A 16,050-nucleotide genomic window follows, 5' to 3' on the forward strand; every position below is an offset into this window, starting at 1 on the left:
GTAACATTCCTCCAATTATTTGTTTAAATTAGTTAAATCTGGGTATACTGGATACCATTTTTCGTCTTCAACCGCCGACTTAACGTCAGAAATCTTTTCTCTAGTAATGCCTTGATCAACCGCACTTTGAGCAACGGCAATGGCCACTGTCTCAGAGAATTCAGTTAATTGATCCACTGGAGGCAAGATTGCGGCACCAGGAACCTTTGAGTCCACAATGCCACCAAGTGAGTGAGCAGCGGCACTAATCATGTCGTCATTCAACTTAGTTGCGGTGGCGGCGATGGCACCTAATCCAATTCCTGGGTATACCAGAGCGTTATTGGCCTGTCCGATCTCGTACTTCACACCATTGTATTCAACGGGAGCACTTGGGACACCAGTAGCAACTAAAGCACGACCATCGGTCCACTTGATTAGATCTGGGGCAGTTGCTTCAGCTAATTTAGTTGGGTTAGAGATTGGCATGATAATTGGACGTTCCGTGTGAGCGGCCATTTCTTTAATGACGTCTTCAGTGAAGGCCCCGTGTTGAGTCGAAGTTCCTATCATAATTGATGGATGAACGGCCTTTACGATTGAAAGTAAGTCAGTGAGGTCTTCCGAGTTATCAAATTCAGAACGACTCCGTGCAAATTCCTTTTGGCCAGGGGTTAAGTCGCTCATGTCATCAAACAAGAGACCCTGCTTATCAACCATGTAGAAGTGTTTCTTAGCGTCTTCTTCAGATAGACCAGCTTGAACCATTTCTTCACAGACTCTTTGAGCAATTCCAACTCCAGCGGTTCCAGCTCCGAAGCACAGGTACTTCTGATCGGTCATCTTTTCACCGGAGATCTTGAGTCCACCAAGGACACCGGCAAGCACGATGATTCCAGTTCCCTGAATGTCATCATTAAAGACCAAGTAGTCATCCTTGTACTTATCCAAAATGTTAGAAGCGTTAGCTCGACCAAAGTCCTCAAAGTGGAGGTACAAGTTTGGGAACAAGTCTTCTGCTTCCTTAACAAACTTGTCAACGAAGTCATAGTACTTTTGGCCGTAGTCACGGTCTTGGTGATTACCAAGGTAGAGTGGATTGTCTAACAGACTCTTGTTAGTAGTTCCAACGTCCATAACAACGGGAAGAACTTCTGATGGGTCAATACCGGCAGCGGCACTGTAAACCATTAGCTTTCCAACGGGGATATCAATTCCTTGAGTACCCCAGTCACCGATTCCGAGGATTCCCTCACCATCGGTTACAACAATCAACTTGATGTTGCGTCCGGCAGCAGTGTTCTTCAAACTTTCACGGATGGTTTCTGAATCATCGTGATCAATTGATAAGAAGGCTGCGTTTTGTGGATTAACATACAATCGTGAGTAGTTTTCGATTGAATCCGCAATCGTTGGATCGTAGACAACGGGCATGAATTCAGTTACGTGTTTAGCAAACGTAGCGTAGAATAAAACTCGATTTTCATTAAAAATACTCATTAAATAGACTCGTTTGTCGAGATCACTACTTTTGTGTTGGTATTCGTCATAAACATTTTCAACCTGTTCGTCTAGGGTTTGAACGTTTGGAGGAAGCATCCCCACTAGTCCTAATGTTTTTCGTTCGTCTTCAGTAAATGCGGTTCCCTTATTGATAAAGGGATTATTCAATATTTCTTCACCTTTAACCATATTTTAAGACTCCTTTTTGTAGTAAAATGGTTCTTAATTGATTCTTTTAAATATTAAGTCATGCTTAAAAATATAGTCAAACGCCAATTATTCATAAATTTAATTTATATGAGGATAATATATGAAGCTAAAAGATTTAATGTACTTTAACAAGTTAGCAGAGCTCAAAAACTACACCGACGTTTCGCAGTACTACGACGTGAAGCAGCCAACCGTTACCATGGCAATCAAGCGGCTCGAAAATAACTTTAACGTCGAACTGGTTAACCGTAACCAGTCCCACCACAACGTCAAGTTAACCAATGCCGGACTAAGACTAGAGGAACACGTTAAGATCATTTCCGACCAGGTCAACGAAATCGAGCAGGAGATGGGCAGTGCCAACGACCATGTGATTCGCTTCGGATTACCACCAATCATTGGCAACTACTATTTCCCCAAATTAGCCAGCGAATTACTTTCCCTCGGCATCCTAAATGACATGGACAATTCTGAAAGTGGTTCTCAGAAACTCTTAAGTGAGCTAAAAGACGGCCACATTGATTTGGCCTTGCTTGGTTCAAGTGCGCCCCTTGAAAGTAGTGAGATCAGCTCCAGAATCCTAACCTCTGATACCTTTAAAATTGTGGTTAATCCCAAATCACACCTGGCCGGAATGAAGTCAGTTCGTTTTGCAGATTTAAAAAATGAAGAATTCGTCGGTTTATCCGACGATTTTGTTCACACCAAGGTTTTTTCTGACATGTGTGACCTTCACTCCATTCACCCCAACATCAAGTACCACACTTCAGATATTGAGCTAGCTAAGCAGTTAGTCTCCGAAAACGTGGGAATCACCTTTCTGGTCGGCAATGCCATTAAGTCAACCGATCCCCTCATCTCAATCCCGATTAACGATGCCAGTTTACCCCCATTTTACGTTTCCATGGCGTATCGAAAGAGCCACGTCCTATCACCGAAAGAAAAAGAACTCATTAACGTCTTAACGAAATCGATCACACAAAAAAAGTAGGAATTCCATTTGGAATTCCTACTTTTTCTTTCTTTAATGTAACTTGTTAGTTAAACTTCTTTGTCGGTTTGTGTCTCAACTCCAACCCCTTCGTATTCATCAAGAATCATCTTCTTGAGGTCTGCGATTAGTGGTTCCTTCGGGTTAGCAGTTGTACATTGATCAGAGTATGCCAGTTCAGCAAGGTGGTCAGCAGCGGCTTCAAGCTCTGCCTTACTTACCCCTTGGGACTTCAGATCTAACTCAACCCCAACGGAGTGAGCTAATTCGATGAAGCGATGAACCAAGGCTTCCTTTAATTCTTCATTGGAGTTACCTGGGAGACCCAAGTATCTTGCGATGGTAGCGTAGTCATCATCAGCTCTAAATGATTCGTACTTAGGCCAAGTAGCGATCTTCTTAGGCTTCTTGAAGTTGTATCTGATGACATGTGGCAAGGTAATGGCGATGGCAAGTCCGTGGGTGATCCCGAATTGACCCCCAATTTTATGAGCAATTGAGTGGGTAATTCCCAGGAAGGCGTTCGCAAATGCCATTCCGGCAATGGTAGAAGCCGTGTGCATCTTGTCTCTGGCTTCCATGTTGCCATTGTATGAGTCGGTCAGGTTATCAAAAATCATCTTGATTGCTTGTAGTGACAATGGACGAGTGTAGTCAGAGGCCATGGTTGATACGTATGACTCAATGGCATGAGTCAAGGCATCAAGACCTGAAGCGGCAATGGTACCCTTTGGAACCGTCTTAACAAATTGTGGATCAACAATGGCAACATCTGGTGTCAAAGCGTAATCAGCAAGTGGGTATTTCACGTGCAACTTCGAATCAGTAATAACTGAGAATGGAGTTACTTCTGAACCAGTTCCAGAGGTACTTGGAATGGCAACCATTTGTGATTTTTCGGGTTTGTTGTAACGGTAAGCCCGCTTTCTGATATCCAAGAACTTCTGCTTTGCGCCGAAGAAATCAGTTTCAGGGTTTTCGTAAATCAACCACATCATCTTAGCGGCATCAAGTGGTGATCCCCCACCTAAGGCAATGATGGTATCAGGTTTGAAAGCGTTCATTTGAGTAACACCAGCATTTACCATGTCGGTCGTTGGTTCACCATGGATATCGTCAAAGATGTAGTATTGAACGTCATCTTGTCTACGGTTCAATTCATCTAAGACCTTATCAACGTAGTGATATTTAACCATGGAAGGACTAGTAACAATGAAGGCCTTCTTGATACCTGGCATATCGTGTAAGTAACGAACTGAGTTCTTTTCGAAGTAAATTCGAGGTAATTTAATCCATTGCATATTATTTCTTCTCTTTGCGATAGTTTTAATGTTCAACAAGTCATAATCAGTAACGTTATGGGAAATTGAGTTTTTACCCCATGATCCAGTTCCAAGAGTAAGCGATGGAGTCATGTTGTTGTACAAGTTACCAACTCCGGCAAGTCCAGCTGGAGAGTTAACGATGACACGAGAAGCCTTAACGGCTACCCCAAAGTCAACGGCCAGTTGGTCATCTGAAGTCTGAATGGCTGCAGTATGACCTAAACCACCATAGTTCAATAATTCAGCACAAATTCTGAAGGCATCCTTGTGGTCCTTTGATTTGTAAACTGAGAGCACTGGTGACAACTTTTCACCAGACATTGGATACTTGGGACCAATACCGGTCATTTCAACGGCTAGAACCTGAGTGTCCTTTGGAATCTTAATCTTGGCCATGTCAGCGATTTGTTGCGCGGTAGCACCAGCAATTGGACCTTTTACACTAAGACGCTTGCTATCAAACATGGCGTCCGTTAACTTTTGTTTTTCGTTTTCGGGAACAAAGTAAACACGGTTTAATTCAAGTTGTTCCTTTACATCCTTGTAGATGTCAGCGTCAATGACGGCACTGTTCTCAGTGGCACAGATCATCCCGTTATCAAAGGTTTTTGATAACACAATGTCATTAACGGCTCGGGGAATGTTAGCAGTCTTTTCAACGTAGACAGGACCATTACCAGGACCAACACCTAAAGCTGGCTTTCCAGCTGAGTAAGCGGCCTTAACAAGTCCAGGACCACCAGTAGCAAGGGTAATGTCAACTCCAGGATTTTGAATTAAAGCGTTCGTAGCTTCACGACTTGGCTTTTCGATCCATTGAATGGCATCCTTAGGAGCACCAGCCTTAACGGCAGCATCTCTTACAATCCGTGCAGCTTCAATTGAGGATTGAAGGGCTTGGGGATGCAAACTAAAGATGATGGCGTTTCTAGTCTTCATTGAAATGATTGCTTTAAATAAAGTCGTTGAGGTTGGGTTGGTAACTGGTGTAATTCCAGCGATCACACCAAGGGGCTCAGCAACTTTAATCAAGTCATTTTCAGAATCTTCTGAGATGATTCCAACGGTCTTATCATTACGAATGTCGTGCCAAATTTCTTCAGTTGCGAACAAGTTCTTGATAGCCTTGTCTTCTTCAACACCACGTCCAGTTTCTTCGTACGCCATTTTGGCAAGCTTTTGGTGGGCGTTTACACCTGCAAGAACCATAGCGTGAGTAATCTTATCAACCTTATCTTGGTCGAAGTTACTCATCTCGTCTACGGCAATGCGAGCTTTTTGAACTTTTGCATCAATATTCTTTTCGATCTCGTCAACATTGGGTTGTTGCTTTGCATCTGTCATATTTCCAGCCTCCAACATTTTCTTGTTATTTCTTTCACATTTAATATCTTATCATCATCTTTTTTAAAAAGCAATGGTTCGTTGTTATTTTTTTCACTTATTATTCTGGCGGTGGTCTAACTCTTAAAAAGTAAGTAATTGGGTTTAAAGATACTATTGTTACGAAATACACTAGCAAGCGTTAAAAAACAGGTAATCCTCAGTAAGGATTACCTGTTTTAATAATTATTTATTGAAAAATTGGTGCCGAATGAGATTGACACATTTCTGAATCCCTACAAACGAGAAGTCCGTTGTAAGTGCCAAAAGGAGTCCAATTCCTCCAACTGACCAGGTAAAGATCGTGACCAGTGAAAAGATTTTACCCAAGAAGATGAAGACCGACAGGAACAACGTCATACTTAAAATCACGATGAGCAGTTTGTAGCGGTTAAATGGCCGACAAACCATTATGAGTGCTAGCCAACAAATGACTCCCGTAATCAAAACGCTTAAGGACGACGTAATCGAGGTATAGAGTCCGAGGATGTCGCCAATTACCCCAATTACCAGGATGTAAAACACGACACTCAATGCAGCTGGCAAAGAGATCTCATAAATGTTAGAAACAAATTTGTCCTTTAGAGCCCGGTAGTTTGGTTCGAGCGCTAGTAAGAACGATGGAATTCCTACCATTAAATCGTTAATTGGTGTCAGTTGAATTGGCTGAAACGGATAGTTCCTGGCAAAAAACAAGAAAATCACGCTTAACATAACCGAGAACATGGTTTTGATCAGGTACAGACAGGCAATGCTGTCAATGTTGTTGATGACCCTACGTCCTTCGTTTAGGACTTTAATGAGGGCATCAAAGTTGGAATCGATAATGACAAAGTCAGCAATACTTTTAACACTCTCAGAGCCAGAGGCCATCGCAATGCCACAGTCAGACTGTTTTAAGGCCAACAGATCGTTGACCCCATCACCAGTCATGGCAACCGTCCGTCCATTTTCCTGCAACGCCTTAATGAGACGCTGTTTTTGATCGGGCTTAACCCGACCAAAGACAACGTACTTTTTAACCAGGTCCTGATAGTTGGCATCGTCACCAACGGTGGTCATGTCTACGTAATCAGAATAGTTTCGAATTCCAACCCGTTTGGCAATACTTGAGACCGTCACCGGATCATCTCCGGAAATAACTTTCAAGTCCACTCCCTGATTGTAAAAGTACTGAAGCGTATCTGAAGCGTTGGGACGAATCACATCCGTAATCAGAATCAGGGCAATCAATTCACTTCCTGAGATCCTGTCTTCATTTAATTGATCAACCTTGGCCAAAGCAATCACTCGGAAGCCTTGTTCCGCGTAGTGTTGGACTTCTTTTTGTTGCTGATCGTTTAAATTAAGAATAAATTGAGGGGCACCAAAGACATACTTACCCTTGTCATCTAACTCGGCCCCACTCCACTTTCGTGCGGAGGAGAACGGCACAATCTTGGTTGCTGAGTATGGATGATCTGTAAAGTGATCTTTTAAGGCGGACGCCGTTTCGTTATTATCATCAATCTCGTTTACAAGGGATCCCATAATGGCCGTGATCTGTTGATCATCATAATGAGGGACTTCCCTAATTAACTTGTTGAACTTTAATTCACCACTGGTAATCGTCCCGGTCTTGTCCAAACAAATGGTGTTGACCCGGGCAAGCGTCTCAATGGAAGATAAATCCCGAACAAGCACCCGCTTCTTAGCTAGATGATAAGCGGAAATGGCCAACGTCACTGAGGTTAAAAGAACGAGTCCCTCTGGGATCATTCCGATCATCGCAGCCACGGTTCCAAGAATGGCGTTATTAACGCTCACCCCATGCATCAAACGAGAAACAAAGAGGGCAATTCCCAATGGAATAATGATAATCGTCAAAATTTTAATGATTTTTTTGATTAATGAAATCAGGACACTGTTCTTACTCTTATCAGTTTTAGCCTGATTTGTAATCGTGTTGACGAAGGTTTCATCACCAACCTTGGTGGCCAGCATAAAAGCTTTTCCACTGACCAAAAAGCTTCCGGAGGTGACTTGATCCCCGTCATTTTTCTCAATCGGACTGGATTCACCAGTGATCTGGGACTCGTCGACTTCGATTCCCTTGGTTTCTTTGATTACGCCATCGACGGGAACCTGGTCACCGCGATCCAACTCAATGATGTCACCCAACACGATCTGATCGGGTTGAATTAATTCATTTTCACCATTTCGTCTGACTTTCACTTTGCTTTGAGACAGTAAAGCCATTTTGTCAACTTGACGCTTCGAACGAATCTCCTGGAAGATTCCGATTGCGGTGTTAGCTATGGCAATCACCAGGAACAGCATGTTGATATAGCTGCCGGTGTAAAAGACCAGGATACCTAATACCACGTTAATTACGTTAAATAACGTAAACACGTTTTCAACTAAAATCTGTTTCACTGATTTGGTCAATGGCTTGGGTTCCGTGTTTTTATAGCCGTCGTCAACCTGCCTTTTTACTTCAGCGGTCGTCAGTCCCTCACTGGGGTTAACGTTATCGATATTAATCTGATCATCTGCCATAGTTCCACCTCCAATATTAATTAATTCATTTCTAATCTAATTAATATTGTATAAGAAGGCATTCGATTTTGCACCACTAATGAAAGAGTTTTAAAAAGAGTTAAAAAAGAGACGATCCAAATGGGTCGTCTCCTAAAATTCGATTTAAATTTGATTATTCAATTTCAACGTGATGATTCTGGGTCTCTTCATCTTGTGACTTTGGAAGTGTAATGGTTAATACACCGCCGTCGTAGTCAGCTGAGATTTTCTTTTCATCAACGCCAGGAATATAGAATGAACGGTTAACGTCACTTGATGAACGTTCTCTGCTTAAGATACGTCCGTAGTCACCTTTGTTTTCTTTATCAATGTCATGAATTGCATGAACAGTTAAAGTGTCATTGTCGTAACTAATGTCGATATCGCTCTTCTTGAATCCAGGTAGTTCTGCTTTTACAACGTATTCATCATTTTTATCTAAAACATCGGTTTTCATTTTATTGTTTCCGGCAACTGAATTTAATAAACTTTTACCAAAGTCGCCGAAAAAGTCATCCATTGGATCGTAATTTGTTTTTCTTACATCGTTTGCCATAACTAAAACCTCTTTTATTTTTTATTTGCTAATCTCTTAGCACCTTCTATACTACGGATGAGGCTCCGTTTATACAAGAAATTAGCTCATGTTTAAGTGAAAAAAAGTGCGATTAAGAAACGTTTGGACCATTTATTTAAAAATCTTCATTAAAGGCGGCAAAAAGGGACCCAAACTAATTAATCAGAATAATTTTTCCATTTGTCCCTCTTTGTGATAAAATCAATTGATTATGCTATTCATCTTAAATACTTAAAAAAATGAATAAATACGTTATAATATAATTACTGTTTAAAATTTTGAAATGAGGAATGAACTTTGGATACCGGTCAGATAATACTTGATCTAATAATAATTTTAATAACGTTCTTCTTTGCCGCGTTCTTTGTCGCGTGTGAGTTTTCGTTGGTTCAATCAAGGCCAAGTGCATTACAAGAACGACTCGATGACGAGGACATCAGCGCTAGCAAGAAGAAGAAAATCAACCGTGAAATGAAGATGGTTACCAACCTGAACGAATACCTTTCTACCACTCAGGTAGGGGTATCGCTTGCGGGAATCATCCTTGGTTGGATTGGTGAATCATTTGTCATTGGAATCTTAGTTTCCGTTATGGAATTAAAAGATTTCAACGTTAACCCCGCCACTGCCCACAGTGTTGGTGCGATTATCGGGGTCTTACTACTTACCTACTTAGAAGTGGTCTTCACTGAGATTGTGCCAAAGAACATCAGTATTGACATGCCTTTGAAGGTATTAAATGTGATTTCTGGTCCACTCCACTTCTTTCACATCTTGTTCTACCCGTTTGTTTGGTTACTGAACGTCTCAGCTACGGGAGTAGTTAAGTTACTTGGAATTCCAGTGGCCAACGAAAATGATGAGGCATTCTCGCAGTCAGAAATTCTAAGTCTTTCCAAGGATGCCGTGAAAAACGGAGACTTGGAACGAAACGATTATCTCTACATGCAACGTTCGTTTGAACTAAACGATAAGGTTGCTCGAGACATCATGATTGACCGAACGCAACTAGTTACCATTGACATCAACGATACCGTTCAAGATGCCATTAACGTCTACATTCAGAAGAAATTCAGTCGAATTCCGGTAGTTAAGGATAACGACAAAGATAATATTCTGGGTTACGTATATAGTTACGATCTGGTTCGTCAGTCACAGGTCGATTCCAACGTTAAGGTTGGAAAACTGCTGCGAAAGATCAGCACGACCCCTGAAACCACACCCATTACGATGGTGCTTCAACAAATGATCAAAATGCACCAACCAATCGTAGTGGTAATTGATGAGTATGGTGGAACTTCCGGCTTGATTACCGATAAGGATATCTACGAAGAGTTATTTGGCACCGTCCGTGATGAGATTGATCCACAGGTCAATGAATACATCTTCAAACAACCTAATGGAACTTTCCAAGTCAACGGGAAATTAAACACGTACGACTTCGAGAAGTACTTTGACGTTGAAATGCCCGCCTTCGACGACTCTGATATCGTCACCATCGCTGGTTTTATTATCGAACAAAATCCCCACATTAAGGTGGGCGATGTGGTAACGATCGATGGCTTTAAGTTTAAGGTGCTTGATTACAAGAACTCCTTCATTAACTGGCTTGAAGTCAACAAGATCGAACCCAACGAAGAGGACGATGATTCGAACGCTGAGGACGATTCAAAAGATAAATAACTAATCTATCACCAATAAAGCCGAGGTAACCCCTCGGCTTTAATAATACATAGGGGAAATTTGCATCATGAACAAAGTAATAAAGAAATGCCCAGCATGGCTCTTTTATAGTCTTATTTTTTTTGTAATTACCATGGCATACGTTTGGACTTTTTATCTAACCGGTAATTCACTGATCTGGGGAATGGACGGAATTGCCCAACATTATCCCATCCTCATCAACTTTAAGCACATGCTGAGCGAATTCTTAGCTCATCCCAGTCATGGCTTTACCAACTGGTCATTTAACATTGGACTGGGTGCCGATCAGCTAACCAGTTTCTCGTACTACGTAGTCGGAGACTTTTTTAACTATCTCATTGTCCTCTTTCCCGATCACTTACTTGAATTAGGCTATGGACTGCTGGTAATTTTGCGTCTCTACGTAGCCGGGCTAGCCTTTTTACTATTTGCTCACCAATTTAACTTTAAAAAGATTAGTTTGGTTCTGGGTACCCTCACCTATACGTTTGCTGGCTATTCGTTATACGCAGGGATGCACCATCCTTTTTTTATTCTCCCGATGATTTTCTTTCCACTAATCTGTTATGGCGTGGAACGGATCATTCGCAATCACTCGATGATGCCTTTGATGCTGGCGGTGGCTCTTACCTTTCTCAGTAACTTCTACTTTGCCTACATCATTGGACTTGGTAGCATTATTTACGTCATTATCAGGTATTTAAGCATCCGCAAAGACCCTGATTTTCACTTTGTTAGATCAGTTGTCAAGATGGGAGCGGCCATTTTGACTGGAATCCTCATCAGTGCGGTCATCTTTGTTCCGACCCTACTCTTTGCCATGAAGTCAACCAGAATCACATCAAACTTCGCAAACGGCTACCTCTTTTATCCCCTCTACTATTATCTCTCGATCCCAAGTAAAATCCTCGGTAACGGCTACCTAACCATTAGTTTCTGGCTCATCATCAGCATTAGCGGTCTCAGCTTTTTGGGAATTGTTTACACGCTCTCTCACTTCAAAAAGTATCGCTATCTAAACTATGGCCTCATTGTCGTGTTCATTGGAGCCTTAATCCCCGCTTTTGGAGCGGTTTTTAATGCCATTTCTACCCCATCAAATCGGTGGGTCTGCCTTGGACTATTGCCAATCGGACTGGCAACTACCATTTTTGCCGAGCACATTTCCACCCTTTCAAAACGGGATCTTGAAATTATGATTGGCGCTACCATCGGACTGATCATCGTTATCTGGGCTTCCCGTGGATTTATTATGAAATTAAGTGCACATGACTACGGCGAAATTATTTTACTGTTAGTCCTAGTCGGCATCATCCTGTGCGGTCAGCTCTTTCACTGGAATCAGCGCCTGACCATGGGGAGTGTAACCGGCCTTTTAGTAGTCAACTTGATCTCCCTTGGCGTTGGGTACTACAGTCCCAACATCTCTGGCTTTTCAACGGGAATGCTTAACAAGCAGGTTGCCACTAATTTTGTTAACAACTTCTACAATGGTGCCAACAAGTACGTCGAACCCCGCCTCAATGGTGAGCGAACTGTGCTCGGTAATCGCTACCACTACGCGGGTCGGAACGACGTTAATTTATCCAACTACTCCAACGTCAACACCAATATCCCCATGTTATTTGGGACGCATGACATTTCATCATACTTAACGGTGGAAAATGGGGCCATCGGTCAACTAGAAAGTTCCGTTCAAAACAACCAAAGAACCTTTAACGCACCGGTTGCCCAAAATGACTACCGGACAACGTTAGATAACCTCATGGGCGTTAAATACCTCTTCATTCGAAACGGTCAGCAAGACAAGTCGCAACCATTTGGTTTCAAGACGGTTAAGGGTAAAGACCGTAAACCACTGTTGTTTACGGCCAATAATCCTCTCGTTGACGACAAAGAACCAGATGGAACGCTTGTCCTCCAAAATAAAAACGCCCTTCCCCTGGCTTACACGCAGGAACAAACGGTGTCAGACAAGCAGTATCAGGCTCTCTCGCCAACGGAACGCGAACAGTCAATGATTAGTGGAGCTCACATCGCCAAGCCCGTAAAGGGGATTTCTGCGGCTAAACTGAACGATAAACAAAAACAGCTTGATTACGAAGTAAAACCCGATTACGAAAAAACGTTAGATAATTTTGATAAATTAACCACTTTTACTAATAATTCCAAACGGGTCGAGTACAGTGAACCAAGCGTTAACCACACGTCACCGGATACGGCACAAAAAATTCTTGATGAAAACGTCGAGCTAGAAACTGAGACTCAGAAGCAAAATGCAGACGGATTACACGTCATGACCAAGGATGTGCTTGGTAAACCCATTCCATACTTCCTTAAGCTTAAACAGCCTAACCGTACTAAGAACGCGGAACTTTATTTACAGCTAGATGGCATCAAAAGTCATGATTACACCACCGACGCCAAAAACGCGATGGTCGAAAGGCAACACGCCATTAAGAACGAACCCTACACCCGGATGATGAAACTAAACCAGATGAGGAAAAATCTTCATACCCCATTTGTCAATCAATACTCGTTTAACGCCGCTACCAAGGGAATGAAGAATGGATATTCTCAGTATGGACGGGATAATCTTTCTAACTACGCTCAGAAAAAGAACGTTCTCATTAACTTGGGTTATTCTCCAAAACGACGGGGTCAGATCAAACTAACCTTTGACGGTGTCTCACGACTAAACTTCAAACACGCCCGTTTGATCACCGTTCCGTTCGGCAATTCATACGAGCAGCGGATCCATAAGTTACAACGCAACCGGCTTCAGAAACTAAGAGTTAAAAGGAATGAAGTCAAGGGAATCAGTACCAATCCGAAAAAATCCGTTCTGACTACGTCCATCCCCTATTCACCAGGATGGAAACTCACTGTGGACGGAAAGTCAGCCCCAACTCAAAGGGTCAATACCGGGTTTGTCGGTGCGATCCTGCCAGCTGGTAAACATCAGATTCGGCTAAGGTATCAGACTCCGGGATTAATCCTGGGATCAGTCGCCAGTGTCATTGGAATCATCATTCTCATAATTAGTTCAATCGTAATTTGGATCTTCAAAAAAAGAAAATAAATTAAAAGCGTCCGGATGATAACTTCCAGACGCTTTTTGATTTCGATCAACTCCGAAAATTTTGTGCATTTAAACCTGTTAAAGGTTACACTAATAGTGATTATTTTCGTATTTAGGAGGTTATTATCATTAAACCAATTCGCATTTTATACATCTCAATTGCTGGAAACACGCGAAACTTCGTCGAAAATCTAGAAGACTACGCCGAAGACCAGCACCAAAAAAATTCTGATCAACCACTCATTGAACTCACCGAAATCTCAGATCAAAGTGACTTTGCCGACGAAAAGTCACCATATTTCGTTTTTGTCCCAACTTATCTAGACGGAGGAAACGGAATTGACAATGGGGTCAAAGAACTGATGACCAATACCATGGGCGAGTACGTCGCATACGATCACAACGCTGATTATTGCATGGGAATTGTCGGCAGTGGCAACCGCAATTTTAACATTCAATTTTGCCTCACCGCCAGAAGATATGCCGAACGTTTCGACGTTCCCGAGATCGCCGAGTACGAACTACGGGGAACCGATCGTGATGTATCGCGGGTCTATCAAACCATGATCAAAAGAGCGCGGGAATACGAGGACGAGCAGGCTACTGCTAAGAAATAATTAAAAACAAATAATAAATGGCAATTGATTAGCATTTCACAATACTATCTGGTAGGATATCCATAATCGATACATTAAGTTTTGGATTTAGGAGGTCATATCATGAAAATTATTGTTGTTGGTTGTACTCATGCGGGAACCTTTGCTGTTAAGCAGATCTTAAAAGAACATCCCGATTATGATTTAACGGTTTATGAAAAAAATGACAACATCTCATTTCTCTCATGTGGAATTGCGCTCTATCTAGGTGGTGAAGTCAAGGATCCTAAGGGTCTCTTCTACTCTGATCCAAAAGAATTAAAGGGTTTAGGTGCTAACGTTCAAATGAAACACGAAGTAACTGACGTTGACTCCGATAAAAAGGAAATCACCGTAAAGGATCTTGACTCCGGTAAAAGTAAAACTGAGAGTTATGACAAACTGGTCATGACCAGTGGTTCTTTGCCAATTGTTCCCCCGATTGAAGGAATCCATAATGATCACGTTCGCCTCTGCAAGAACTGGACGGACGCTCAGGTCTTATTCGATGATGCCAAAGACGCTAAGCACATTGCGGTCATCGGAGCCGGATACATTGGTGCCGAGCTAGCCGAAGCTTACTCTAAGACCGGTCATGAAGTCACCTTAATCGATGGTGTGGATCGAGTTTTAAGTAAATACTATGATCCCAAATTCACCGACATTGTCGAAAAAGACTATAAAGATCACGGCGTTAAATTTGAAGGTGGCCAAATGGTCCAAAAGTTCACCGACAATGGTGATACAGTTTCGATCAAAACCACTAGTGACGAATTCACCGCTGATCTTGCCATCCTGTGCATCGGTTTCAAGCCCAACACCAGCTTACTAAAGGGACAAGTTGAAATGCTGTCAAATGGTGCAATCATCGTCGACGACTACATGCACTCATCGAACCAAGACATCTACGCTGCGGGTGACAGTGCTGCCGTCCACTACAATCCAACTCATAAGAATGCCTACATTCCACTCGCTACCAATGCCGTCCGTCAGGGAATTTTAGTCGGAAAGAACATTGAAAAAGATACCGAGAAGTACATGGGCACTCAATCTTCATCTGGTTTAAAATTGTACGACCGGAATTTGGCTTCAACTGGTTTGACCATGAGTGCTGCCAAAGCTCAGGGCATTAACGCACACCAGGTTATTCTCGAGGATAATTACCGTCCCGAGTTCATGCCAACGACGACTCCGGTCCTGATGTCACTGGTTTACGATCCAGATACCCGTAGGATTTTGGGTGGAGCCTTAACCAGTTTGTATGACATTTCGCAGTCAGCTAACGTCCTTTCGGTTGCCATTCAAAACGAAAACACCATCGATGATTTAGCCATGGTTGATATGCTGTTTCAACCAAACTTTGATCGTCCGTTCAACTACCTCAACCTTTTGGGTCAGGCAGCTCAGGAAAAAGAAGCTCAAAGTAAGTAGTCATCCGTAATAGTTATAATATCGAATACAAAAAAAGAGCTCTACATATTATGTAGAGCTTTTTTTAATACTATTATTGTTCGTTAAATTGTAAGTCCAAGCTAATGTGCTTACCATCTTTACTATCAATAACACGTGAATCAACAAAGACACTGTTCTTCTTTGTCTTAGTAATGTTGTCGGTTGGGTCAACATCAACTAAAGTTTTAAAAGCGGCATCAGTTAATTTTGATAGTGGAACGTATGGGATGAACGGAACACCCAAGTATGAGTGTAAGGTTTCATCATATTGGTCACGCAAAACGTTCATTTGGTCCAAAACGTCTTGGAGATCTTTACCAAAATCGGAAACGTCCAAGAAGTAAACGTTTCTAACTTCGTCAGTTTGTTCCCAAGGTTGGTCGGTCAAAATTGCTGATACTAAATCAGCCATCTTGTCTTCGTAATCTTTAATGTCATCGAGTTTTTTAATCATCTTTTTTTCGCTCATGTCATTCTTCCTCTCAATATTCAGTCTGATAGTTAATAACTATCACTTACATTAAATATAGTATCACATTTCGGGGAACTAATCGACAGTTGATCTTTCCCGTCCCTCTGGTTAACAAAGTTGGATTCTTTTTGCCAGATTAATGAATCATGGTAAGATAATTAATATAAACTACTAAAGG

The 16,050-nt window shown here is 42.0% G+C and carries 10 protein-coding genes; 5 read left to right on the plus strand and 5 right to left on the minus strand.

Annotated elements, in window-relative coordinates; all coding sequences use genetic code 11:
* Nucleotides 1–15: 15 nt before the first annotated feature.
* Nucleotides 16–1,671 carry a malolactic enzyme gene (locus tag AC6UD2_RS06190; protein ID WP_500698343.1) on the minus strand — a complete coding sequence of 552 codons (1,656 nt, stop codon included), beginning with the start codon at nt 1,669–1,671 and terminating at the stop codon, nt 16–18.
* Between the two features lie 121 nt (nt 1,672–1,792).
* On the opposite strand from AC6UD2_RS06190, the gene AC6UD2_RS06195 reads away from it, so the two are divergent.
* A complete protein-coding gene (locus tag AC6UD2_RS06195) occupies nt 1,793–2,683 on the plus strand; it encodes a LysR family transcriptional regulator (protein WP_500698344.1) in 891 nt (296 codons plus the stop codon).
* A 50-nt stretch (nt 2,684–2,733) separates the two neighbouring features.
* Here AC6UD2_RS06195 and adhE read toward each other — a convergent pair whose 3' ends face one another.
* The 3 genes from adhE to AC6UD2_RS06210 all read right to left on the minus strand — a co-directional run bounded on the left by adhE (nt 2,734) and on the right by AC6UD2_RS06210 (nt 8,506).
* The gene (adhE, locus tag AC6UD2_RS06200; protein ID WP_056979242.1) at nt 2,734–5,352 is read right to left on the minus strand and encodes a bifunctional acetaldehyde-CoA/alcohol dehydrogenase; all 2,619 of its coding nucleotides are present in this window, start codon (nt 5,350–5,352) and stop codon (nt 2,734–2,736) included.
* 225 nt (nt 5,353–5,577) lie between these two features.
* Nucleotides 5,578–7,929: an HAD-IC family P-type ATPase gene (locus tag AC6UD2_RS06205; protein ID WP_500698345.1), complete on the minus strand. Its 2,352-nt coding sequence runs from the start codon at nt 7,927–7,929 to the stop codon at nt 5,578–5,580.
* Nucleotides 7,930–8,083: 154 nt separating this feature from the next.
* Entirely contained in the window at nt 8,084–8,506 is a 423-nt protein-coding gene (locus AC6UD2_RS06210; protein WP_039145118.1) for an Hsp20/alpha crystallin family protein, read from the minus strand.
* Nucleotides 8,507–8,824: 318 nt separating this feature from the next.
* On the opposite strand from AC6UD2_RS06210, the gene AC6UD2_RS06215 reads away from it, so the two are divergent.
* From AC6UD2_RS06215 to AC6UD2_RS06230, 4 genes are all read left to right on the plus strand, one after another.
* The gene (locus AC6UD2_RS06215; protein WP_500698346.1) at nt 8,825–10,210 is read left to right on the plus strand and encodes a hemolysin family protein; all 1,386 of its coding nucleotides are present in this window, start codon (nt 8,825–8,827) and stop codon (nt 10,208–10,210) included.
* A 67-nt stretch (nt 10,211–10,277) separates the two neighbouring features.
* Nucleotides 10,278–13,313: a YfhO family protein gene (locus AC6UD2_RS06220; protein ID WP_500698347.1), complete on the plus strand. Its 3,036-nt coding sequence runs from the start codon at nt 10,278–10,280 to the stop codon at nt 13,311–13,313.
* A gap of 128 nt (nt 13,314–13,441) precedes the next feature.
* Nucleotides 13,442–13,930, plus strand: a complete 489-nt coding sequence (nrdI, locus tag AC6UD2_RS06225) for a class Ib ribonucleoside-diphosphate reductase assembly flavoprotein NrdI (RefSeq protein ID WP_039145123.1) — start codon at nt 13,442–13,444, stop codon at nt 13,928–13,930.
* 102 nt (nt 13,931–14,032) lie between these two features.
* Entirely contained in the window at nt 14,033–15,379 is a 1,347-nt protein-coding gene (locus tag AC6UD2_RS06230) for an FAD-dependent oxidoreductase (RefSeq protein WP_500698348.1), read from the plus strand.
* 73 nt (nt 15,380–15,452) lie between these two features.
* On the opposite strand, the gene AC6UD2_RS06235 is transcribed toward AC6UD2_RS06230, so the two are convergent.
* Nucleotides 15,453–15,869, minus strand: a complete 417-nt coding sequence (locus AC6UD2_RS06235; protein WP_010023001.1) for a hypothetical protein — start codon at nt 15,867–15,869, stop codon at nt 15,453–15,455.
* Between the last annotated feature and the right edge of the window lie 181 nt (nt 15,870–16,050).

It is taken from the genome of Fructilactobacillus sp. X2R5C2, from assembly GCF_059901375.1.

Excerpts from the sequence above, each read along its gene's own strand:
- AC6UD2_RS06220 (WP_500698347.1), top strand. The coding sequence starts at position 10,278 with ATGAACAAAGTAATAAAGAAATGCCCAGCATGGCTCTTTTATAGTCTT.
- AC6UD2_RS06205 (WP_500698345.1), bottom strand. The coding sequence starts at position 7,929 with ATGGCAGATGATCAGATTAATATCGATAACGTTAACCCCAGTGAGGGA.
- AC6UD2_RS06235 (WP_010023001.1), bottom strand. The coding sequence starts at position 15,869 with ATGAGCGAAAAAAAGATGATTAAAAAACTCGATGACATTAAAGATTAC.
- AC6UD2_RS06195 (WP_500698344.1), top strand. The coding sequence starts at position 1,793 with ATGAAGCTAAAAGATTTAATGTACTTTAACAAGTTAGCAGAGCTCAAA.
- AC6UD2_RS06190 (WP_500698343.1), bottom strand. The coding sequence starts at position 1,671 with ATGGTTAAAGGTGAAGAAATATTGAATAATCCCTTTATCAATAAGGGA.
- AC6UD2_RS06230 (WP_500698348.1), top strand. The coding sequence starts at position 14,033 with ATGAAAATTATTGTTGTTGGTTGTACTCATGCGGGAACCTTTGCTGTT.
- adhE (WP_056979242.1), bottom strand. The coding sequence starts at position 5,352 with ATGACAGATGCAAAGCAACAACCCAATGTTGACGAGATCGAAAAGAAT.
- AC6UD2_RS06210 (WP_039145118.1), bottom strand. The coding sequence starts at position 8,506 with ATGGCAAACGATGTAAGAAAAACAAATTACGATCCAATGGATGACTTT.